The following is a 21,297-nucleotide window of genomic DNA, read 5'->3' as shown; positions in this document are numbered from 1 at the left end:
GTCAGTAATCCAGCTTCGGATACCACTCCGGCGGCCGGCCCTCGGGGGTGCTGTCGAGCACCATCCACAGCGGGGCGGGATCGGGCGCGCCGCGCGGATCCTGGCCCGGATCGGCGGTCTCGCCCGCCATCTCGCCCGACCAGAAGTGGCGGATCGTCCCGTCGCGACGGGAAAAGACGTTGAAGGCCGGGATCTCCGAGCCGTCGGGCAGCACGCCGAAATAGTCGCGCGAATAGTCGCCGGTCAGGTCGGTGTAGAGCCGCAAGGTCTTCCAGCCGCGCTCGCGCTTCCAGGCCAGCAGCTTGTCGAGCGGCGATCGGGCCACGACCGCCAGCGACAGCTGCTGGTCGATATCGGCGGCGTTGCCCTCCCATGCGCCCAGCAGATTGGTGCACATCGGGCAGGGCCGCTCGCGCTGCGGGCCGAACATGTAGGAGTAGACGGCCAGGGTCGGCTTGTCGCGGAACAGGCCGGCGAAGTCGACCTCGCCCTCCTCGCCCTGGAACCGGTAGTCGCCGGCCACCGGCCCGCCCGGCGGCAGGGCGCGGCGCTGGGCGGCGACCCGCTCGATGTGGCGGCGCAGCTCGATCTCCTCGGCCAGCAAGGCCGTGCGGGCGGCGCGATACTCGGCGCTCTCGTTGGGGATCCGCACCGGATTGGCGCGGGCGAGCAGGGCGGCGGGGGTCAGGGTCGCGGCGTCGTCCATGGCGGTCCTCCCGGTGGCGCGGGCAGAGGACGCCGGAGAACGATGGTTTGCAAGCGCTGCAGCGACTTCCTTCTCCCCTTGCGGGAGAAGGTGGCGGCCGAAGGCCGACGGATGAGGGGTCTCTCAAAAGCAAAACGCCGCGACAGCCGATCAGCTGTCGCGGCGTTTCTGTACGTGCAACCCCTCACCCGACCTCCCTTCGGGAGACCACCCTCTCCCGCAAGGGGAGAGGGATCGGGTCACATCCGCTCGGGCGCGTCCACGCCCAGCAGGTCGAGCGCCAGCTCGAGCTGCTTGAGCGCCGTCTGGGCCAGGGTCAGGCGCGAGGCCCGCACGGCCGGATCGTCGGCGCCCAGGATCGGGCAGGCGGCGTAGAACTTCGAGAAGCCCTGGGCCAGCTTGTAGGCGTGCTCGGCCACGAAGTTGGGGGCCTTCTTGTCGTAGGCCTCCGACAGCGCGCCCTCGAAGGCGTCCAGCAGCAGGGTCAGGTCGCGTTCGGCCGGCTCGGCCACGATCACCGGACCCGCCTTGGCGGCCTGCTCGGCGGCCTTGCGCAGGATGCTCTTGATGCGGACGGTCTGGTACAGCAGGTACGGACCGGTCTTGCCCTCGAAGCTGGTGAAGCGGTCGAGGTCGAAGACGTAGGAGGTGCCGCGAAAGTTCTGCAGGTCGGCGAACTTCAGGGCGGCGACGCCGACCTTGTGCGCGGTCTCCTCGAAGGCTTCCGGCGACAGTTCCGAGCCGAGGCCGGCTTCGCGCAGGCGCTCGCGGGCCTTTTCGCGGGCCATCTCGATCAAGTCGTGCAGCTTCAGCACGCCGCCGGCGCGGGTCTTGAACGGCTTGCCGTCGGCGCCGTTCATGGTGCCGAAGCCGATGTGCTCCAGGCCGCCCGGCTGGGCGTAGCCAGCCAGATAGGCGGCGCGGAACACCTGCTCGAAGTGGTCGGCCTGACGCTGGTCCACGCAGTAGAGGATCAGGTGCGGGTCGAACGACTGGCGGCGGTCGAGAATGGTCGCCAGGTCGGTCGTGCCGTACATGGCCGAGCCTTCCGAAGAGACCACCAGCAGCGGATCGGGGCTCTCGACCTCGATCACCGAGCCGTCGGGCAGCTTCTTCTTCTTGGTCTCGCCGGGACGGGCCACGCGGACGATGCGGGCGCCCTGGTCCTCGACCAGCAGGCCCTTGTCCTCCAACTGGCGCACCATCGGCGCGATCAGCGGGTCGGCGTCGCTCTCACCCTTCCACAGGTCGAAGTCGACGCCCAGGGCGTGGAACTCGCGCTCCAGGGCCACGCGGCTGACCTCGACGAAGTGCTTCCACAGCAGGCGGTAGCCGAAGCGGCCGTTCTGCAGGTCAGCCGTCGCCTTGCGGGCGCGGTCGCGATAGTCGGCGTCTTCCTTGGCGCGCGCGGCGGCTGCCGGATACAGGCGGTCGAGGTCGGCCAGGGTCACCCGGCCGGCGAACTCGGCGCGCACCTTGGCCTCGTCGGCGGCGGTGAAGTCGCGCGGGGCGTCCGGCAGCTTCTCCATCAGGGCGGCGATGAAGGCGTCCTCGTCCGCCACCGCGGTGATGAGCAGGCCCATCTGGAAGCCCCAGTCGCCGAAGTGGGCGTCGCCCACCACCTGGTCGCCGCGGAAGCGGTAAAGGCGCTTGATCGACTCGCCGATGATCGAGGCGCGCAGGTGGCCCACGTGCATCGGCTTGGCCACGTTGGGGCCGGCGTAGTCGACCAGCACCCGGCGCGGATCGGCCAGCAGGCTGGCGCCGGCGCGCGGATCGGCGGCGATCTGGTCGGCCCGCTCGGCCAGGGCCGAGGGACTGACGCGCATGTTGATGAAGCCGACGCCGGCGATCTCGACCGAGGCCAGGCGCGGATCGGCCTTCAGCTGGTCGACCACCTGGACGGCGATCTCGCGGGGGTTACGCTTGGCGCTCTTGGCCGCCGCGAGGGCGCCGTTGCACTGGAAGTCGGCAAGGTCGGGCCGGTCGGACGCCGTGACGCGCCCGAAGTCGGGAGACAGTCCGGCGGCCTGGAAAGCGGCCGCGGCCGCCTCGCTCAAGGACCGCTTCAAATCGTTCATTGCTTAGGAGGAGTCCCTGCTTGCTGGGCCTGGGCGGTCTGGCCGGCGTTGACCCGGAAGCGCTTGCCGTCGCGGTTGAAGGCGGCCATTTCCGGGGTGACGTCGAAGCCGATCAGGACCTCGAAATTGCTGCCGCTCGTCTTGATGTCGGCGCGCGGGATGGTGATGGTCTGCAGATTCTCGGTGGCATAGACGCGATCGCCGCCGGCCGGGAAGGTGACGGGCAGGTCGAAATACTCCTTGGCCAGCACGTCCTTGTTGCGCTCGGTCACGGCCACCCAATAGCGATAGGTCTTGCGCGGCTCGGTCGCTTCGGGACCACGGCCCAGAGCGAACAGAACCTCGACCTGCATCTTGATCGGCTCGTCGTTCTTGTAGGCGCAGCCCGAGGACACGCCCTGGATCTCGCCGGTGTAGCCGGCGGCCGCGCTGCTTTCCTTGCCGCCCTTGAACTCGACATAGCGGCTGGCGTCGTACAGCACCTTCACGAAGGGGCACGGGCCGGCGTTGCGCAGTTGGGCCAGCGGAGCCTTGGGCTGGTTCCACTCCTCGTCGCGCTTCTTTTTCTTGCCGCCATCGTCGTCACCGCCCTGACCACCGCCACCGGGGCCGCCCTGGCCGCCCATGCCTCCGCCCATCTGGGCGTGAGCGCTCATGGCGGTCATGGCGAACGACAGGGCCATCGTGGCGCTGAGGGCGACGGAAAGCGTGCGGCGCATGAAACGTCCGGTTCGAGAAGGATTGCCAGTTCGGGAGGTGCCCCAGCCGGCGTCATGCAGCCTGATAAAGGCATATGCGTGACCTCGCAACGTGCTCGCGTTTCAGGCCTGACGTCAAACGTCCGCGTCGAGCATGCTCGCGTCACGCATGTCTGGCGCCGAAGGCCTCGAACGCTTAGGTTCCGCGCCATGAGCACCGCCGCGCCGACCCGTCCCAAGCTTCGCCTTTTCCTGGCCAGCCCGCGCGGCTTCTGCGCGGGGGTGGACCGCGCCATACAGATCGTCGAACGGGCGATCGAGAAGTTCGGCGCGCCGGTCTATGTGCGCCATGAGATCGTCCACAACCGCCACGTCGTCGATCGGCTGAAGGCGCTGGGCGCGATCTTCATCGAGGAACTGGACGAGGCCCCTGACGACCGCCCGGTGGTGTTCTCGGCCCACGGCGTGCCCAAATCGGTGCCGGCCGAAGCCAAGTCTCGGCAGATGATCTATCTGGACGCCACCTGCCCGCTGGTCTCCAAGGTCCATGTCGAGGCCCAGAAGCACTTCGACAACGGCCGCGAGATCGTGCTGATCGGCCACGCCGGCCACCCCGAGGTGGTCGGCACCATGGGCCAGCTGCCCGAGGGCACCGTGACCCTGATCGAGGACATCGACGACGCCCGCACCTGGCAGCCGCAGGACGCCTCCAACGTGGCCTTCCTGACCCAGACCACCCTGTCGGTCGACGACACCGCCGACATCGTCGCCATGCTCAAGCAGCGCTTCCCGACCATCGCCGCCCCGCACAAGGAAGACATCTGCTACGCCACCACCAACCGCCAGGACGCGGTCAAGATGCTGGCCGAGGCGTCGGACCTGATCCTGGTGGTCGGCTCGCGCAACTCGTCCAACTCGGTGCGCCTCAAGGAAGTGGGCCTGAAGGCCGGCTCCAAGGCCGCCTACCTGATCGACGACGCCTCGGGCCTGGAGTGGAGCTGGTTCGAAGGCGTGCAGAGCGTGGGCCTGACGGCCGGCGCCTCGGCCCCGGAAGACCTGGTGCAGGGCGTCATCGACGCCATCAGCGGCCACTTCGACCTGGAGATCGAGGAACTGGTCGAAGCCCGCGAGACCGTGACCTTCAAGCTGCCCAGGCTGCTGACGACGGCTTGAATAAGACCCCTCTCTCTTAGAGAGAGGGAGGGGCCCGCCGCGTAGCGGTGGGAGGGTGAGAGGTTTCACCCTTGGCAGGCATAGCCCCAATCAAAGCGCTGGCCGTGCCGCCGCGCTTTCTCCTGAGAGTTTGTTACCTCTCACCCTCCCACGCCTTCGGCGCGGGCCCCGCCCTCTCTCAAAGAGAGAGGGATTCTAAAGGCCCCCGCTTGACCGCCAGCGCGCGGCGCCGCATCCCGCCGCCATGGCCGTCTACACCGACATCACCGACCAAGAGCTCGAAGCCTTCCTGGCCGAGTACGACCTGGGCGCCCCGCTGGCGTTCAAGGGCATCGCCGAGGGCGTGGAGAACTCCAACTTCCTGCTGGAAACGGAGACCGGCCGCTACATCCTGACGGTCTACGAGCGCCGCGCGCGGCCCGAGGACCTGCCCTATTTCCTCGACCTCCTGGGCTGGCTGGCCGACCGCGGCTACCCTTCCGCGCGTCCGGTGGCCGACAAGGCGGGCCGCAATCTCAAGACCCTGCGCGGCAAGCCGGCCGCCATCGTCGACTTCCTGCCGGGCCTGTCGGTGCGCAAGCCCACCCCGGCCCACTGCCGCGAAGCCGGCGAGGGCCTGGCCTGGCTGCACCTGGCCGGCGAGGGCTATGCCGGCCGTCGCGCCAACGACCTGGGCCAGCCGCACTGGGCGCCGCTGTTCTCCAAGCACCGCCAGGCCGCCGAAGACCTGAAGCCGGGCCTCTCGGCCGTGATCGACAAGGATCTGGCCGAGCTGGCCCTGGCCTGGCCGCGCAACCTGCCGACCGGCACGATCCACGCCGACTATTTCCCCGACAACGTCTTCTTCAAGACCGACGGCAAGTTCGCGGCGACCATCGACTTCTATTTCGCCTGCGACGACGCCTACGCCTACGACGTGGCCGTGACCCTGAACGCCTGGTGCTTCGAGGCCGACGGCAGCTTCAACGTCACCGCCGCCCGCGCCCTGATCGCCGGCTACGAGCGCCGCCGGCCGCTCAGCCCGGCCGAGCGCGACGCCCTGCCGATCCTGGCGCGCGGCGCGGCCATCCGCTTCTTCCTGACCCGCCTGGCCGACTGGAACGCCACCCCGGCCGGCGCCCTGGTGCGTCCGAAGGACCCGCTGGAATACGAGCGCAAGCTGGCGGTGCACCGCGAGGGCCTGTCGCTGTTCGGATCCTCGCAGTGACCCCGAAACTGATCATCTATACCGACGGCGCCTGCCGCGGGAATCCGGGTCCCGGCGGCTGGGGCGCGGTGCTGATGTACGGCGACAAGCGCAAGGAAATCTGCGGCGGCGACCTGGCGACCACCAACAACCGCATGGAGCTGATGGGCGCGATCATGGCCCTGGAGGCGCTGAATCGCCCGACCAAGGCCGAGCTGCACACCGACAGCCAGTACGTGATGAAGGGCGTCACCCAGTGGATCCATGGCTGGAAGGCCAAGGGCTGGAAGACCGCCGACAAGAGCCCGGTCAAGAACGTCGACCTGTGGCAGCGCCTCGACGCCGCCCGCCTGCGCCACGAGATCGACTGGCGCTGGGTCAAGGGCCACGCCGGCCACGAACACAACGAACGCGCCGACGAACTGGCCCGCCGCGGCATGGAAGAGACGCTGAAGAAGCGCTGACCCAAGGTCAGGCTTCGCGGAACGGCGTTCCATAGATAGCCTCCCCGAAAGAAGAACGCCTGGGGAGGCAACGCCATGAATACGATGATCGCACCGGTGCTGGCGCTGGTGAGCTGGTCGCTGCTGATGTGGCTGTGGATGTACGCTCAGCGCCTGCCGGCCATGACCAAGGCCGGGATCAAGCCGCAGGACGCGCGGTTTCCGGGGTCGCTCACAGGCCTGCCCGACGCCGCCCGGCAGGCGGCAGACAACTACAACCACCTGATGGAACAGCCGACGATCTTCTACGCGGCGGCTCTTGCGATCGCCGTGGCGGGTCATGGCGATCCGGTCGCGGTGGGCTTGGCCTGGGCCTATGCGGGCCTGCGGGTGCTGCACAGCCTGATCCAGGTCAGCGTCAACATCGTGCTGGCGCGGTTCGCGGTGTTTTCGCTGTCGACCCTGGTGCTGGGGGCGATGGTGGTCAGGGAGTGGGTGAGGCTCATCGCCTGATCCCTCTCCCCTTGCGGGAGAGGGTGGCCCGCGAAGCGGGTCGGGTGAGGGGTCTCTCAGACCTCGACGCTGCGTGGGCGGTCAGGCGGGGCGAGGCGGTTTTCTTCTGAGAGACCCCTCATCCGACGGCCTTCGGCCGCCACCTTCTCCCGCAGGGGGAGAAGGATCAGTCCTCAGACTCGCACCACGTCTTGATCAGCTGATGCGCGATCGCCAGCGTCGGCGGGGCGAACGCATCCTCGATCTCGCCGCGGATCAGGGCTTTCGCCTCGTCCTTGTCGAACCAGCGGACGGCTTCCAGCTCGGTCTGGTCGGGGGCGGCCTGGTCGCTGTCGACCTCGGCGATCAGCCCCATCATCAGCGAGGCGGGGAACGGCCAGGGCTGGCTGGAATGGTAGCGCACCTTGGTGGCGACGAGGCCGGCCTCTTCCTTCAGTTCGCGGGCGCAGGCCTCCTCGATGGTCTCGCCGGGCTCGATGAAGCCGGCCAGGGCCGAGAACATGCCCTGCGGCCAGGCGGCCTGGCGGCCCAGCAGGCACTTGCCGCCGTGCACGGCCAGCATGATCGCCACCGGGTCGGTACGCGGGAAGTGCTCGGCGTGGCAGGCCGGGCAGATGCGCTTCCAGCCGCCGTCGGCGATGTCGCTCTTCTGGCCGCAGTTGGCGCAGAACGGGTGCTTGCGCCGCCATTCGAACATCGACTTGGCGGTGCCCAGGATGCCGGCGTCGGGCGCGGGCAGGGTGGCGGCCGCGCCGCGCAGTTCCTCGAACCGGCCCAGGCCCTGCAGAGCGCCCTCCGCCGGATCGGCCGCGCCCTCCAGGTCGACGGCGAAGACCGCGATGTCCTTCCACAGGCCCATGAACAGCAGGCGCTCGTCGGTGCCGGCCAGCTCCTTGGCCATGTCGGCGCGCAGATAGGCGATCTGGACGCCGCCCGGCTCGTCATCAGCCCCAGGTGCGTCCTCGACCAGGACCTTGCCGTTCCAGACGGCGACGGCCAGGGACTGGGCGTCGTCGAGCTTCTCGGCGATCCAGCTGGCGTCGCCTCGACGCTCGCTGGCGCGGTCCAGCGGATTCCCGGCGAAGATGTTGACGATCTCGGATAGCGGCATGGGCGAATCTGTAGCCCAGCGACGCGGAGTCGTCACCGCCTGCCGTTAAGGCTTTTCGCCCACCGGAAACCCGCCGCCTTTCGTCCGCGATCCACATCTCTACGGCCTGCGACGCTCTGGCTTCTCATTTTGTCGCGTCGCGGACGCCGAAACCGGCGGCCACTTTCGGCTGCGACGCTCTGGGCGCTTGCATATCGGTCGATGAGTCGCGATATACCCCCTCGGAGATCGGCGACGGACGATGGCCTCGCCAATCTGGTCAGGGCCGAGAGGCAGCAGCCACAACGAGATCACCTTCGGGTCGTCTGCCGGTCTCCACCTTATTCCCCGAAATCGTCAGCATCCACGCCAGCGAGCGCGCGCGAGCCTTTTGCCGCGCCGCCCGACGCTCTAGACTGCGCCCATGGCCGACCACGACCTCACGCCCGAATCCGCCCCGCCCTGGGACGAGCCCGCCTTCGAACGCGAAGAGCTCCCCGAGCGCGACGAGAACACGGCCGACATCTTCGGCGAAGCGCCCGCGCCCGCCGCCGCGCCGCCGGCGGCCAGGCCCCTGCCCGAGCCCGAACCGGAAGAACCCGGCGCGGCCTACACCGTGCTGGCCCGAAAGTACCGCCCCCGCACCTTCGAGGACCTGATCGGCCAGGAGGCCATGGTCCGCACGCTGGCCAACGCGTTCAGCACCGGCCGCATCGCCCACGCCTTCATGCTCACCGGCGTCCGCGGGGTCGGCAAGACCACGACCGCCCGCCTGCTGGCCCGCGCGCTGAACTACGAGAGCGACACCGTCCACGGCCCCAGCGTCGACCTGACCACCGAGGGCCGGCACTGCCGGGCGATCATCGAGGGCCGGCACATGGACGTGCTGGAGCTCGACGCCGCCAGCCGCACCAAGGTCGACGAGATGCGCGAACTGCTGGACGGGGTGCGCTACGCCCCGGTCGAGGCGCGCTACAAGGTCTACATCATCGACGAAGTGCACATGCTGTCGACGGCGGCGTTCAACGCCCTGCTGAAGACGCTGGAAGAGCCGCCGCCGCACGCCAAGTTCATCTTCGCCACCACCGAGATCCGCAAGGTTCCGGTGACGATCCTGTCGCGCACCCAGCGCTTCGACCTGCGCCGGATCGAGCCGGACGTGCTGGCCAAGCACTTCGACCGCATCTCGCAGAAGGAAGGGGCGCGGATCGACGCCGACGCCCTGGCCCTGATCGCCCGCGCCGCCGAGGGGTCGGCCCGCGACGGCCTGTCGCTGCTCGACCAGGCCATCGTCCAGACCGAGCGCGGCCAGACGGTCACCGCCGCCGTCGTGCGCGACATGCTGGGCCTGGCCGACCGCAGCCAGACCATCGCCCTCTTCGAACAGGTGATGAGCGGCAAGCCGGGCGAGGCCCTGACCACCTTCCGCCAGCTGTGGGGCTTCGGCGCCGATCCGGTGGTGGTGATGCTCGACCTGCTCGACCACTGCCACGCCTCGTCGGTCGCCAAGGCCCTGGGTCCGGACGCCCTGTCGATGCCCAAGGAGCAGGCCGCGCGCCTGACCTCGGTCGGCGCCCAGACCAGCGCCGGGACCATGGCCCGCCTATGGCAGATGCTGCTGAAGGCCCATGACGAGGTGCGCCGCGCGCCCGACGCCATGGCCGCCGCCGAGATGGCCATCATCCGCCTGTGCTACGCCGCCGACCTTCCGGGTCCGGAGGATGCGCTGAAGGCCCTGCGCGACGGCGGCAATCCGGGTGGTCCCAATGGCCCTGGGGGCGGCGGCGTCGCGGTGGGCGGTGGAGCCGCGCCGGGCGGCGCCGTCTCGGCCGCGCCGCGCGCCATGGCCGCCGTCGGCGCGGCGCCGGCCGCGCCCGTGCTGGCCTCGTTCGACGACGTGCTGAAGCTGATCGCCGAGAAGCGCGACATCGGTCTGCGGCTCGACGTCGAACAGTATGTCCGCCCGATCAGCTTCCGCCCCGGCGCCATCACCTTCGAGGCCGCCCCCGGCGCCCCCGGCAACTTGGCCGGCCGCCTGGTCCGCGCGCTTAAGGAATGGACCGGCCAGCCCTGGCTGATCGCCGCCGAGGGCGGCGGCGGGGCCGAGAGCCTAATGGAGCGCCAGAAACGCGAGGAGCGCGAAGCCCTGGCGGCCATCAAGTCCGACCCGTTCGTGGCCTCGGTGCTCAGCGCCTTCCCGGGCACGGAGATCGTCGAGATCCGCAAGGTCCTCGCCCCCGAGCCCGCGCCGATCGAGCCGGACGAGATCGAGGACTAGCCATCTCCCTTCCCCCTCGATGGGGGAAGGGTCGGGGATGGGGGTGACGCGGCTTTTCAGGATGCGGCTCGGCCGCGCTCGAACCCGCCGGCGCTTCCACCCCCACCCCTGCCCCTCCCCCATCAAGGGGGAGGGAAAGAACCTTTCGAGGAGCAGACCATGAAAGACCTCAGCGGCCTGATGAAGCAGGCCCAGGCCATGCAGCAGAAGCTGGCGGAAGCCCAGGCTCGCGTCGCCGAGATCAACGTCGAGGGCACCTCGGGCGGCGGCATGGTCACCGTCACCCTGGCCGGCTCGGGCGAGCTGACCAAGGTGGTGCTCGACGAGAGCCTGGTCGAGCCGGGCGAAGGCGAGGTCATCGCCGACCTGATCGTCGCCGCCCACGCCGACGCCAAGAAGAAGCTCGACGCCAAGCAGGCCCAGCTGATGCAGGAGGCCGCCGGCCCGATGGCCGGCATGATGGGCGGCTTTCCGGGCATGAAGTTCTAAAGGCTGATGGCCGCCTCCGCCGGACCCGAGATCGAGCGCTTGATCGCCCTGCTGTCGAAGCTGCCGGGCCTTGGACCGCGCTCGGGCCGGCGGGCGGCCCTGGCCCTGCTGAAGAAGCGCGACACCCTGCTGGCGCCGCTGGCTGCCGCCATGGCCGACGCGCAGGCGAAGGTGAAGACCTGTTCGACCTGCGGCTCGCTCGACACCACCAATCCCTGCGCCGTGTGCTCGGACGGGACGCGCGACGTGCGCCTGCTGTGCGTGGTCGAGGAGGTCGGTTCGGTGTGGGCGATGGAGCGCGGCGGCTCGTTCAAGGGCCGCTACCACGTGCTGGGCGGCCTGTTGTCGGCGCTGGACGGGGTCGGGCCCGAGACCCTGCGGGTGAGCGAGCTGCTGGCTCGCGCCTCCAGCGGCGAGGTCGCCGAAGTGATCCTGGCCCTGCCGGCCACGGTCGACGGCCAGACCACCGCCCACTACCTCGCCGACCGCCTGGCCAACACCAATGTGCCGGTGACCATGCTGGCGCGGGGCGTGCCGGTGGGCGGCGACCTCGACTGGCTGGACGATGGGACCATCGCCCAGGCGCTGCGGGCGAGACGGCCGGCCTGAACTCACCTTCTCCCATAGGGAGAAGGAGGGGCCCATGCGCAGCATGGGAGGATGAGGGGTTACACCCTCACCGAATAATCCCGAAAGCCGGAGCGGCGGGTCAGCTTACACACGGCCGACGTCTTACCCCCTCACCCTCCCACGCCTTCGGCGCGGGCCCCTCCCTCTCCCCATGGGAGAGGTTTTTCAGGGATGGGAGAGACTACGGAACGACCACCGCCCGCCGCAGCACCATCCGCTCGCCCGGCTCCAGCGCGATCACATCCGGATAATCGACGTGGAAGAGCGAGCGCTCTACCAGCCGCCCCAGAGCCTCTTGATCGCGGATCAGCACGCGCCCGTCGGCGAGCGCGGGCAACAGCGCCGCCGCCGTCATCGAGACGCTGTAGCCTCGAGCGTCGGCGAACAGGAGGTCGCCGTGGGTGTGCCAGTCGCCGCCGGCGAACCCGATCAGGCCATCGCCCTCCTCGACATCGAAGGCGAGCACCGCGCCTTCACCGAGATCGACTTCCAGTCGCGTCGCCTCTGGGCGGTTGGTCGGAAAGCCCAGGTCGGCGCACAGGCCGGCCAGGGCGTCGAGATCATAGGCCGGCGTCATGGCACGATCACCGCCTTGCCCACCACCCGTCGCTCCGCCAGCAGGTCGAACGCCTCGCGCCAGCGCTCCAGCGGAAGCTGCGCATGCACGTGCGGCCGGATCGTTCCGGCGTCGGCCATGGCCCACACCGCCGCCTGATCCTCGGCCCCGCGCTCGGGGAACTGGCGGCCGTATTCGCCGGCCCGCACGCCCATCACCGAGATCCCCTTGATCAGCGGGATGTTGGCCGAGACGGTCGGGATCCGGCCCGAAGTGAAGCCGATCACCAGCAGGCGCCCGTCGAAGGCCAGGCACCGCAGGCTCTCGTCGAAGACGTCGCCGCCCACGGGATCGTAGACCACGTCCACCCCGCGCCCGCCGGTGATCGCCTTCACGCGGTCGCGGAAGCCTCCAGTGACGTTGACGGTCGCGTCAGCGGCGTAGAGCCGAGCCACCTGCGCCAGCTTGTCGTCGGAGGCCGAGGCCGCGATCACCCGCGCGCCCATGGCCTTGGCCAGGTCCACCGCCGCCAGCCCCACCCCGCCGGCCGCGCCATGGACCAGCACCCATTCGCCGGGTTGCAGGTTCGCCCGCCGCACCAGCGCCACCTGGGCCGTCAGATAGGCTGCGCCGTAGGACGCCGCCTCGCCGAACGACAGCCGCGCGGGCTTGGGCTTCAGGGCCTTGGCGGGAACGACGATGAACTCCGCGAACGCCCCGGTGCGCGCGCCGCCGACCACCGCCGCGCCGATCTCCAGGCCTGAAACGCCCTCGCCCAGTCCAGCGACCTCGCCGGCGAAGTCGAGGCCGGGCGTGAACGGCAGGGGCGGCTTCAATTGGTATTCGCCGCGGGTCATCAGCAGGTCGGGGAAGTTGACGCTGGCGGCCTTGATCCGGACCAGCGCCTCGCCGGGTCCGGGCGCCGGGGTCGGGATCTCACGGATGGCGCAGCCGGCGAAGTCCGGCGCCAGGGCCTCGACGACGAGCGCCTTCACTCTACCTTCCCCCATCGAGGGGGAAGGGCTTCACTTCTCGATCTCCGCCCGCACCAGCGCCGCGATCTCGCGGCAGGCCGCATCGGCCGCCGGCACCGCGCCGGTGAAGGCCGTGAAGCCGTGCGCCAGACTGTCGTAGCAGCGGTAGACGGTCGGCACGCCGGCGGCGATCAGGCGCTTGGCGTAGGCCTCGCCCTGGTCGACCAGGGGGTCGAAGCCAGCGGTGACGACGATGGCCGGCGCCAGGCCCGACAGGTCCTGCGTCTTGTCCGGCGACAGGCGCGGGTCGGCCGGGTCGGCTTCCGGCCCCATGTAGTGGGCCATGAACCACTCCATGATCGGCCGGCTGAGCGGATAACTATCTCCATACGTGGCCATCGACGGCGTCTCGCTGGCGACGTCGACGGCGGGATAGATCAGCAGCTGGAAGGCCGGTTGGGCCTCGCCCGTGCGCTTCATCTCCTGGGCCAGCACGGCCGAGAAATTGCCGCCCATGCTGTCGCCGCCGATCGCCGCCTGGCCCGGCGCCGCGCCGAAGCGGGCGGCGTTGTCGCGGCCCCAGCGGTACGCGGCCAGCACGTCGTCCAGGCCGGCCGGAAAGCGGTGATCCGGGGCCAGGCGATAGTCGACCGACAGCACGGCCGTCTTGGCCACCCGCGCCAGGATCCCGCAGAAGGCGTGGCAGGTTTCCAGGTCCCCGATCACCCCGCCGCCGAAGTGGGCGAAGACGATCAGCGGCGCTGCGCTGTCCTGCTCGGCCGGGCGATAGGCGCGCAGCGGAATCTGCCCGCCGGGACCGTCGATGCTGAGGCTCTCGGTGCGCACGCCCGGCTCGGGCGGACCCGACACCGCCGCCAGGCCCTTGGCGCTGGCCGCTCGGGCTTCTTCCGGGGCCAGGGTGGTCATCGACGGCAGGCCCTGGGCCGCGTGGGCGAAGAACTGGAAGCGCGGATCGAGCGTGCGCCCGCCGCGATAGACCACGCCCCCACCGCTCAGCGCCCGCAGGATAGGGGTCGGCAGCGACAGGATCGTCTTGAGGACCAGCTTCTGGACGTCGGCCATTCGGGGGCTCTTCTCTTTGTGTGGAGGGCGTGGGGAGAGGTTAGGGCCTGGGCAAGGCCGGCAGGCCGCCGAGGATCAGGCCGACCGCGAAGGCGGTGGCGCCCTGCGTGTCCATCGGCCGGCGCTCCAGCATCTTGTCGCCGACCTCGCGGGCCACGGCGATGCAGGCGGCGGTCAGGTAGTCGAGGTCGACGGGCGGGGCGTGCTCGCGCTCCAGCACCCGCTCGAAGGCCTCGCGCACCTCGGCGAAGACGGCGGTGACCTCGGGGGTCGAGCGCACCTGCGGATGGGTCTCGCCGGCCGGGCGGTTGACCCGCCAGGTCTCGTGCTCGGCGGCCAGGAAGTCGAAATAGGCCCGCATGGCCCCGCGCAGGAACGAGGCGAAGTCGGTCGCCTTCTCAAACTCCACGCGCAGCAGCGGCCGGAAGCGCCGCGCGCCGTCGTCGGCGAGGGCGTCGAACACCTCCTCCTTGGACTTGTAGTAGTTGTAGAAGGTGCCCGAGGCCAAACCGGTCAGGCGGATGATGTCGCGCACCGTGGCCCCGTCGTAGCCCAGCTCGCCGAACACCTGGCGGGCCGCGTCGAGGATGGCCTGGCGATTGGCGGTCTTGGTGCGCTCGCGCTTGCCCGGGCGATTGTCCTCGCGCGGCGGCATGGCGGGGAAATAGGCGATGTTCGACATCGATGAGCGCGACTCCCAGCGGCGTCGATGACGCCCCGTCAGGATTTGATCCCCGTTCCGGGCGCGGAGCAAGAGGGTCTGTCGATAAGACCCTCCCCCAGAGGGGGAGGATCTAGTTCCCCGACAGCCCCGATGGTCGGACGAAGCTGGCCGAGCAGCGCACGTTGCAGCGCGACCACTCGCTGGGGCAGCTGTCGTCGTCGGCGTTGGCGCGGCAGAAATAGTAGCTCTTGGCGCAGGCGGCCTTGCAGGCGGGGATGTCGCGCTCGGGCGGCTTGGGCGAGAACAGCGGCGGAAGCGGCGCGGGCGCGGGCGTCTCGGCGGCCGGCGAACCGGTCGAGCGCGCGCTCGTCTGGGCGCTCGTCTGCGCCCCGGCGGGAGAGGCCAGGGCGACGACCAGCAGCAGGGCGGAAAGGGCGCGACGCATGCCCGCGAGTCTAGGGATTGATCCGTCCGAAGGAAACCGCGCCGAGAAGCCGCACCAGCCCCTCGACGAACGGCCGCGCGCCCCTACATTGAGAGCCATGCTCAAGCACGCCGGACGCGCCCTTGCCGCCTTCACCCTGCTCTACGTTTCCTTCGTCGCGGCGGGCGGCGTGATGGCTGGGGTAGGCTCCAAGCCGCCGCGCGGCGCCCAGGTCGATATCGGCGAGGGCCGCACCCTGCGCCTGGTCTGCGAGGGCGAAGCCCGCGCCGATCGCCCGACCGTCTGGCTCGAGGCCGGAGCCTTCGGCTTCGCCGCCGACTGGGGCGCCACCCAGGACGCCCTGGCCGCCGCCGGCTGGCGCGCCTGCGCCTATGACCGCGCCGGCATGGGCTATTCGCCGCCTGGCCCCGCGCCGCGCGACGGCCTGGCCATCGTCACCGACTTCGAGAAGCTGGTCGCCGCCTCGGGTGAGAAGGGTCCGTTCATCCTGGTCGGCCACTCGATGGCCGGCCTGCGCCTGCGCGAATACGCCGGCCGCAATCCCAGCCAGGTGGCGGGCCTCGTCCTGGTCGACGCCGCCACGCCCGAGGCGGCGCAGCTCCCACTGGCCAAGCGCTTCCTCAGCTCGTTCGTGTTCGCCTCGCGGGCGGCGGCGCTGGGGGCCTCGGCGGGGCTCTACAAGCCGCTGGTCTATACCCCCCTGGGCGACAAGATCGGCCTGCCGCCCGACGCCAAGGCCGAGAAGCGCTGGGGCTTCGCCAGCGGCCGCCACAACCGCACCTCGGCCGCCGAGGTCGAGCTGTGGGCCGAAGCCTCGGCCCAGGCCGGCGCCGAGCCGCCCTTCGCGCCCGAATGGCCGGTGGCCGTGGTCACCGCCGGGGCGCGGGTCGGCGACCGCGTGCAATGGAAGGACATGCAGGCCGCCCCGGCCCAGGCCTCCCAGCACGGCTATGTCGACCACGTGGCCGGCGCCAGCCACACCCGCCTGCTCGGCGGCGAATTCGCCGACCACATCGTGCGGGCCGTGGCGTTCGTGGCGGCGGAACGGGGCAAGCCGGCCGCGGCGCTGGTGGATGTGACGGCGCCCTGAAAGGGGGAACTGCCGCAAAGCGCACGGGGATAGACGGCGCTCTATCCCCGTCAGCCAACCCCAATCCGCAAAATCCCCGCGAAAGCGGGGACCCAGGTTTTTTCTGAAACCCACGGCGCTCGACGATAAAACGCCTGGGTCCCCGCTTTCGCGGGGATTTTACGGGGAGAGGTTCGAGCCTTTCCTTCTCCCTCCCGGCTGTTTCCCTCTTCAGGGGCGGATCTTTCTCAGCCCCCCAGCTCTTCCGAGCGCTTCACCGCCGCTTCCAGCGCACGCGGCAGCAGATCCCCGAAACCGCCCTCGCCCATCAGCACCGACAGCGCCGCGGCCGTGGTGCCGCCGGGCGAGGTGACTTGGCGGCGCAGTTCGGCCGGCTCCTCGCCGCCCTGGGCCAGCAGGGCCGCCGCGCCGGCGATGGTGGCGCGGGCGAGGCGGGCGCTGTCTTCCAGCGTCAGGCCCTGGCCGGCGCCGGCCGCTTCCAGGGCCTCGATGAAGGCGTAGAGATAGGCCGGGGCCGAACCCGAGACGGCGGTGGCCGCGTGCATCAGCTGCTCGTCGGCCAGCTCGACCGTCGCCGCGACGGGGGCGAACAGCGCCTTGGCGGCGTCCAGGGCTTCGGGCGTGTCGGCGTAGAGGCTGGCCGCGCCCTGGCCGATGGCCACGGCCGTGGTCGGCATCACCCGCGCCACGCGCCGGCCGCCGAAGACCTTGGAAATATCGGCCGCGCGCACCCCGGCGGCGATCGAGACGATGATGGCGTCGGGGGCCAGGTGCGGGACCACGTCCTTGACCGCCTCGCGCCAGATCTGCGGCTTGACCGCCAGCAGCACGACCTTGGCGGCGGCGAGCGCCTCCAGCGGCGGGTTGACGAGCGCGCCGGGGAAGCCCTCGGCGGTCGCCGCCGGGTCGCGGACGATCAGGTCGGTCGTCGCGAAGGCCCCGGTCTTGCGCCAGCCCTCGATCAGGGCGCCGCCCATGCGGCCCGCGCCGAGCAGAAGGATGGGGGTCATGGGCGAAGCTCCCGCGTCACAGTGTGCGCTGGGCGCTTAGCGCGGCTGGGCGGCGGCGTCACCACTGAAATCCCCTCTCCCCTTGCGGGAGAGGGTGGCCTCCGAAGGAGGTCGGGTGAGGGGGCGCGCAAACAGAAACGCCGCGACAGCCGTTCGGCCGGTCGCGGCGTCAGAAGTCTGAGAGACCCCTCATCCGGCGCTTCGCGCCACCTTCTCCCGCAAGGGGAGAAGGAAGCTTACGCCTGACCGACAGTCTCGAACATGCAGGCGGCCATGGCCTGGTCGGGGGTCTTGGCGCCGTGCAGCAGGAAGTCGAAGGCCGGATAGAAGCGGTCGGCGGCTTCGACCGCCGCGTCGATCATCGAGGCGGCCTGGGCCATGGTCGGGCGCTCGCCCGAGGGCAGGGCCAGGGCGTGGCGGAAGACCACCTCGCCGTCATCGGTCCAGACCTCGAAGTGGCCCAGCCAGACGCGCTGGTTGATCATCGACAGCAGCTCGTAGGCGGCCGGGCGTTTGGTCTTGGAGGCGCGCAGGTCCAGCGACAGGCAGAGCTGCAGGCAATCAGCCTCGGGCCGCCAGGCGAACCACAGCTCGTAATCCTTCCAGTCGCCGGTCAGGGCGAAGGCGAGATCGCCGTCTTCCGTCCGGTCGAAGGTCAGGTTTTCCGCCGCCAGCACGTGCTCGACCACCTCGAGGGGATCCAGCGCCAGCAGGACGTCGTCGTCGGGTTGGGTGTCCATCAGAACCTTTGGCCCCCAGGGGCGATGACGGGCGTGGGACCCGCCGGGTGTCGCCCACGAGAATGGAGTCTAAGCTGCTTCGCGCGTTTCGCCACAACAGCGTTCACGCTCCAAGCGAGCAAAAAGCGTGCTTATTCGCCCTTCCCGGAAGTACCGTCCGCCTTCGGAGCGGCCTTCTTCGTGGCTTTCGGGGCGGGCTTGGCGGGTTCGGCGGCGGCCTTTTCGGCCTTCAGGGCGGCCACTTCGGCTTGCAGGGCCGCGACCTGGGCCTTCAGGACCTCAAGGTCGTCGCGACGCACCAGATCCAGTTCGGCCGCCCAGCGGTCAGCCTGCGAGCGGAAGGCGGTCTTGGCTTCGTCGCCCGCGGTCTGGGCGATGCCCATGGCGGCCTGGGTGAACTTGGCGAACTCGTCGAGGAAAGGGTTCTGGCTGTGCATCGTCGTTCCGGATGGGCGCAAATCGCCTGACGTCCTTTATATGGTGAGCAGGGGATGAAAGCGAACCGCTAACCGGTTATCCCTGCGACCAACTGTCCCGATCGGAGCCGCGCGGCGTGATCTTTCCGGAATTCGACCCCGTCCTGATCCACCTCGGCCCGCTGGCGATCCGCTGGTACGCCCTGGCCTATGTGGCCGGCATCCTGCTGGGCTGGCAGTACGCCGTGCGCCTGGTGAAGACCTCTCGCCTGTGGGGCGGCCGCACGCCCACCGCCACGCCCGAGCAGATCGACGACCTGGTGCTGTGGATCACGCTGGGCATCATCCTGGGCGGTCGCCTGGGCTACGTGCTGTTCTACAGCCCCTCGCTGATCTGGACCAAGCCGCTGGAGATACTGCAGGTCTGGAACGGCGGCATGAGCTTCCACGGCGGGTTCCTGGGCGTCTGCGCGGCGGTGATCCTGTTCGCCCGCCGCAACAAGATCGACCTGCTCAAGCTCGGCGATCTGGTGGCGCCGGTCGCGCCGCTGGGCCTGCTGTTCGGCCGCCTGGCCAATTTCGTGAACGGCGAGCTATGGGGCCGGGTCACCGACGTTCCGTGGGGCGTGGTGTTCTGCAACGCCCGCATCCGCGCCCTGGAAGGCGGCGCCTGCGTGGCCGGCGACCTGCCGCGCCATCCCAGCCAGCTCTACGAGGCGGCGCTGGAAGGCCTGGTCCTTTTCGTGGTCCTGCGCCTGGCCACCCACCGCTTCGCCTTCCTGCAACGCCGGGGCGGGCTCGTGGGCCTGTTCATGCTCTGCTACGGCCTGTTCCGCGCCAGCCTCGAGAACGTGCGCCAGCCCGACGCCTTCATGCCTAACTTCCCGCTGGGCCTGACCATGGGCATGCTGCTGTCGACCCCGATGCTGCTGATCGGCGCCTGGCTGGTCTGGCGGGCGCTGAAGGAGCCTGTCGCCTCGGTCGCCCAAGAGTCGACCAGTGGGGAGCCGGCCGCGTCTTGATCCCCGAACGACCCGCGCTGCTCGACCGCCTGAAGGCCCAGATCGCCCAGGACGGGCCGATCAGCGTTCCCGAATACTTCACCCGCTGCCTGCACGACCCCCGCGACGGCTACTACGCCAACCGGCCCGCCCTGGGTCCTGAGGGCGACTTCGTCACCGCCCCCGGCGTCAGCCAGATGTTCGGCGAGCTGGTCGGCCTGTGGCTGATGGAGACCTGGGACCGCCTGGGCCGCCCCGCGCCGTTCCGCCTGGTCGAGATGGGTCCCGGCGACGGGACGCTGATGAGCGACATCCTGCGCGCCGCCCGCCTGCTGCCGCCGTTCCTGGAGGCCGCCGACCTGTGGCTGGTCGAGGTCTCGCCGGTGCTGCGCGCGGCGCAGGAGGCCAAGCTGGCCGGCGCATCGGTGCGCTGGGCCGGGCGGCTGGAAGAGGTTCCGGCCGACGCCCCGCTGCTGCTGGTCGCCAACGAGCTTTTGGACTGCCTGCCGGCGCGTCAGTTCGTGAAGACCGCCGAGGGCTGGGCCGAACGGGTCGTGGGCCTGGGCGAGGACGGGGAACTGGCGTTCGGGCTGCGCAAACTAAATCCTCCCCCCTTGGGGGAGGTGGCCCGAAGGGCCGGAGGGGGGGCGTTTTCAACCACCGCCGAGCCTAGGCTTCTTCCCCCTCCGTCGACTTCGTCGACACCTCCCCCAGGGGGGGAGGATCTTCCGCCAGGCGCCATCCTCGAATCCTCGCCCGCCCAGGCCGCCCTGGGCTCGGAGATCGGCCACCGCCTGGCCCGCGACGGCGGCGCGGCGTTGCTGATCGACTACGGCCGCGCCACGCCCGAGCCGGGCGACACCCTGCAGGCCCTGCGCGCCCACAGGAAGGAAGGCCCGCTGGACAATCCCGGCCAGGCAGACCTGACCGTCTGGGCCGACTTCCCGTCGGTGCTGGACGCCGCCCGCCAGGCCGGGGCCAAGGCCCCGCCGGTGATCACCCAGGGCGCGTTCCTGCGCGCGCTCGGCATCGAGGCCCGCGCCCAGGCGCTGGCGGCCGCGCGGCCCGATCGCGCCGACATGATCGCAAGACAGCTTGATCGCCTGACCGGAGCGGCGCAGATGGGCGATCTCTTCAAGGTCGCGTGCCTGAGCGCGCCGGGGCTGGCCGCCCCGCTCTTCGAGGACGAGGCATGACGCAAGCTCACATTCCCACCGTCCAGTCGTCGCTGCTGGCGACCGTGCCCGGCCTGCGCCACGCCTTCTTCACCCGCAACGGCGGCGTCTCGCAGGGTCTCTACGACAGCCTCAACGTCGGCCGCGGCAGCCAGGACGAGCCGGCCGACGTGATCGAGAACCGCGCCCGCGCAGCCGGCTGGTTCGGCGTCGACCGCGAAGACCTCAACACCTGCTTCCAGATCCACTCGACCATCGCCATCGTCGCCGACGGCTCGTGGGGCGACGCGCGGCCACAGGGCGACGCCGTGGTCAGCAAGACGCCGGGCGTGGTCTGCGGCGCCCTGCACGCCGACTGCGCCCCGGTGCTGATCGTCGATCCCGAGGCCCGCATCGTGGCCGCCGCCCACGCCGGCTGGCGCGGGGCGCTGGACGGGGTGGTGCAGGCCGCCGTCGACTCCATGGTCGAGCTGGGCGCCCGCCCCGAACGCATGGTCGCCGCCGTCGGCCCCTGCATCGGCCCGGACTCCTACGAAGTGGGCCTGGAGTTCCTGCACCGCTTCGAGGCCGATTGCCCCGGTTCCAAACGCTTCTTCAAGCCGGGCAAGGCCGACGACAAGCGGATGTTCGACCTGCCGTCCTTCGTGCTCGACCGCATCGAGACCGCCGGCATCGAGCAGCGCGAATGGATCGGCCGCGACACCTGCGCCGAAGGCGACCACTTCTTCTCCAACCGCCGCGCGGTGCTGAACGGCCAGAAGGATTACGGCCGCCTGCTTTCGGCGATCATGCTGGAAGCCTGATCCCTCTCCCCTTGCGGGAGAGGGTGGCCTCCCGGAGGGAGGTCGGGTGAGGG

23 protein-coding genes and 1 other RNA gene are annotated in these 21,297 nt (G+C 70.3%); 12 read left to right on the top strand and 12 right to left on the bottom strand.

Going from position 1 to position 21,297, the window contains the following annotated elements; genetic code table 11:
* Nucleotide 1: 1 nt before the first annotated feature.
* From AC2YHT_RS22400 to AC2YHT_RS22390, 3 genes are all read right to left on the bottom strand, one after another.
* Entirely contained in the window at nucleotides 2–706 is a 705-nt protein-coding gene (locus AC2YHT_RS22400) for a DUF899 family protein (RefSeq protein ID WP_487292070.1), read from the bottom strand.
* Nucleotides 707–945: 239 nt separating this feature from the next.
* Nucleotides 946–2,787: an arginine--tRNA ligase gene (gene argS, locus AC2YHT_RS22395; RefSeq protein WP_110120055.1), complete on the bottom strand. Its 1,842-nt coding sequence runs from the start codon at nucleotides 2,785–2,787 to the stop codon at nucleotides 946–948.
* Entirely contained in the window at nucleotides 2,784–3,506 is a 723-nt protein-coding gene (locus AC2YHT_RS22390; RefSeq protein ID WP_487292069.1) for a Tat pathway signal sequence domain protein, read from the bottom strand. The genes argS and AC2YHT_RS22390 overlap by 4 nt, the downstream gene beginning before the upstream one ends.
* A gap of 189 nt (nucleotides 3,507–3,695) precedes the next feature.
* Here AC2YHT_RS22390 and ispH point away from each other — a divergent pair, with 189 nt between their 5' ends.
* The 4 genes from ispH (at nucleotide 3,696) to AC2YHT_RS22370 (ending at nucleotide 6,800) form a co-directional block, all read left to right on the top strand.
* Nucleotides 3,696–4,658: a 4-hydroxy-3-methylbut-2-enyl diphosphate reductase gene (gene ispH / locus AC2YHT_RS22385; RefSeq protein WP_487292068.1), complete on the top strand. Its 963-nt coding sequence runs from the start codon at nucleotides 3,696–3,698 to the stop codon at nucleotides 4,656–4,658.
* 244 nt (nucleotides 4,659–4,902) lie between these two features.
* Complete coding sequence (gene thrB / locus AC2YHT_RS22380; protein ID WP_487292067.1) at nucleotides 4,903–5,865, top strand: homoserine kinase; 963 nt, start codon at nucleotides 4,903–4,905, stop codon at nucleotides 5,863–5,865.
* Nucleotides 5,862–6,308, top strand: coding sequence for a ribonuclease HI (gene rnhA / locus AC2YHT_RS22375; RefSeq protein WP_110120061.1), 447 nt, complete (start codon nucleotides 5,862–5,864; stop codon nucleotides 6,306–6,308). Before thrB ends, rnhA begins: the two co-directional genes overlap by 4 nt.
* Before the next feature lie 75 nt (nucleotides 6,309–6,383).
* On the top strand, nucleotides 6,384–6,800 hold the full coding sequence (locus AC2YHT_RS22370) for an MAPEG family protein (RefSeq protein ID WP_487292066.1): 417 nt from the start codon (nucleotides 6,384–6,386) through the stop codon (nucleotides 6,798–6,800).
* A gap of 166 nt (nucleotides 6,801–6,966) precedes the next feature.
* Here the strand turns inward: AC2YHT_RS22370 and nudC are convergent, their stop codons facing one another.
* Nucleotides 6,967–7,911, bottom strand: coding sequence for an NAD(+) diphosphatase (gene nudC / locus AC2YHT_RS22365; protein ID WP_110120064.1), 945 nt, complete (start codon nucleotides 7,909–7,911; stop codon nucleotides 6,967–6,969).
* A gap of 225 nt (nucleotides 7,912–8,136) precedes the next feature.
* On the opposite strand from nudC, the gene ffs reads away from it, so the two are divergent.
* The 4 genes from ffs (at nucleotide 8,137) to recR (ending at nucleotide 11,266) form a co-directional block, all read left to right on the top strand.
* Nucleotides 8,137–8,229: signal recognition particle sRNA small type (ffs, locus tag AC2YHT_RS22360), an RNA gene on the top strand.
* Between the two features lie 85 nt (nucleotides 8,230–8,314).
* Nucleotides 8,315–10,168 carry a DNA polymerase III subunit gamma/tau gene (locus tag AC2YHT_RS22355; protein ID WP_487292065.1) on the top strand — a complete coding sequence of 618 codons (1,854 nt, stop codon included), beginning with the start codon at nucleotides 8,315–8,317 and terminating at the stop codon, nucleotides 10,166–10,168.
* Between the two features lie 159 nt (nucleotides 10,169–10,327).
* Complete coding sequence (locus AC2YHT_RS22350) at nucleotides 10,328–10,657, top strand: YbaB/EbfC family nucleoid-associated protein (RefSeq protein WP_487292064.1); 330 nt, start codon at nucleotides 10,328–10,330, stop codon at nucleotides 10,655–10,657.
* A 6-nt stretch (nucleotides 10,658–10,663) separates the two neighbouring features.
* A complete protein-coding gene (recR, locus tag AC2YHT_RS22345) occupies nucleotides 10,664–11,266 on the top strand; it encodes a recombination mediator RecR (RefSeq protein WP_487292063.1) in 603 nt (200 codons plus the stop codon).
* 202 nt (nucleotides 11,267–11,468) lie between these two features.
* Here the strand turns inward: recR and AC2YHT_RS22340 are convergent, their stop codons facing one another.
* The 5 genes from AC2YHT_RS22340 to AC2YHT_RS22320 all read right to left on the bottom strand — a co-directional run bounded on the left by AC2YHT_RS22340 (nucleotide 11,469) and on the right by AC2YHT_RS22320 (nucleotide 15,009).
* Complete coding sequence (locus AC2YHT_RS22340; RefSeq protein WP_487292062.1) at nucleotides 11,469–11,864, bottom strand: hypothetical protein; 396 nt, start codon at nucleotides 11,862–11,864, stop codon at nucleotides 11,469–11,471.
* Nucleotides 11,861–12,853 (bottom strand): NADPH:quinone oxidoreductase family protein, encoded by a 993-nt coding sequence (locus AC2YHT_RS22335; RefSeq protein ID WP_487292061.1) that lies wholly within the window; start codon nucleotides 12,851–12,853, stop codon nucleotides 11,861–11,863. The genes AC2YHT_RS22340 and AC2YHT_RS22335 overlap by 4 nt, the downstream gene beginning before the upstream one ends.
* 15 nt (nucleotides 12,854–12,868) lie before the next feature.
* Nucleotides 12,869–13,900, bottom strand: a complete 1,032-nt coding sequence (locus tag AC2YHT_RS22330; protein ID WP_487292060.1) for an alpha/beta hydrolase — start codon at nucleotides 13,898–13,900, stop codon at nucleotides 12,869–12,871.
* 40 nt (nucleotides 13,901–13,940) lie between these two features.
* Nucleotides 13,941–14,582 (bottom strand): TetR/AcrR family transcriptional regulator, encoded by a 642-nt coding sequence (locus AC2YHT_RS22325; protein WP_110120070.1) that lies wholly within the window; start codon nucleotides 14,580–14,582, stop codon nucleotides 13,941–13,943.
* A 112-nt stretch (nucleotides 14,583–14,694) separates the two neighbouring features.
* Nucleotides 14,695–15,009: a hypothetical protein gene (locus AC2YHT_RS22320; protein WP_487292059.1), complete on the bottom strand. Its 315-nt coding sequence runs from the start codon at nucleotides 15,007–15,009 to the stop codon at nucleotides 14,695–14,697.
* A 97-nt stretch (nucleotides 15,010–15,106) separates the two neighbouring features.
* Between AC2YHT_RS22320 and AC2YHT_RS22315 the strand changes: the two genes are divergently transcribed.
* On the top strand, nucleotides 15,107–16,099 hold the full coding sequence (locus AC2YHT_RS22315) for an alpha/beta hydrolase (protein WP_487292058.1): 993 nt from the start codon (nucleotides 15,107–15,109) through the stop codon (nucleotides 16,097–16,099).
* A gap of 227 nt (nucleotides 16,100–16,326) precedes the next feature.
* On the opposite strand, the gene proC is transcribed toward AC2YHT_RS22315, so the two are convergent.
* The 3 genes from proC to AC2YHT_RS22300 all read right to left on the bottom strand — a co-directional run bounded on the left by proC (nucleotide 16,327) and on the right by AC2YHT_RS22300 (nucleotide 18,286).
* Nucleotides 16,327–17,109 (bottom strand): pyrroline-5-carboxylate reductase, encoded by a 783-nt coding sequence (proC, locus tag AC2YHT_RS22310; RefSeq protein WP_487292057.1) that lies wholly within the window; start codon nucleotides 17,107–17,109, stop codon nucleotides 16,327–16,329.
* A gap of 236 nt (nucleotides 17,110–17,345) precedes the next feature.
* On the bottom strand, nucleotides 17,346–17,849 hold the full coding sequence (locus AC2YHT_RS22305) for a type III secretion system chaperone family protein (RefSeq protein WP_110120074.1): 504 nt from the start codon (nucleotides 17,847–17,849) through the stop codon (nucleotides 17,346–17,348).
* Between the two features lie 131 nt (nucleotides 17,850–17,980).
* Nucleotides 17,981–18,286 carry an accessory factor UbiK family protein gene (locus tag AC2YHT_RS22300; RefSeq protein ID WP_487292056.1) on the bottom strand — a complete coding sequence of 102 codons (306 nt, stop codon included), beginning with the start codon at nucleotides 18,284–18,286 and terminating at the stop codon, nucleotides 17,981–17,983.
* A gap of 116 nt (nucleotides 18,287–18,402) precedes the next feature.
* On the opposite strand from AC2YHT_RS22300, the gene lgt reads away from it, so the two are divergent.
* The 3 genes from lgt to pgeF are packed head-to-tail and all read left to right on the top strand — an operon-like array spanning nucleotide 18,403 to nucleotide 21,244.
* Entirely contained in the window at nucleotides 18,403–19,287 is an 885-nt protein-coding gene (gene lgt, locus AC2YHT_RS22295; protein ID WP_487292055.1) for a prolipoprotein diacylglyceryl transferase, read from the top strand.
* A complete protein-coding gene (locus AC2YHT_RS22290) occupies nucleotides 19,287–20,462 on the top strand; it encodes a class I SAM-dependent methyltransferase (protein WP_487292077.1) in 1,176 nt (391 codons plus the stop codon). Before lgt ends, AC2YHT_RS22290 begins: the two co-directional genes overlap by 1 nt.
* Nucleotides 20,459–21,244, top strand: a complete 786-nt coding sequence (gene pgeF, locus AC2YHT_RS22285; RefSeq protein WP_487292054.1) for a peptidoglycan editing factor PgeF — start codon at nucleotides 20,459–20,461, stop codon at nucleotides 21,242–21,244. Before AC2YHT_RS22290 ends, pgeF begins: the two co-directional genes overlap by 4 nt.
* Nucleotides 21,245–21,297 lie beyond the last annotated feature (53 nt).

The sequence above is a fragment of the Caulobacter sp. SRI_008 genome (genome assembly GCF_057586355.1).
Note: the sequence above shows the minus strand (reverse complement) of the source record. Positions and strands in the feature narration are given on the sequence as shown.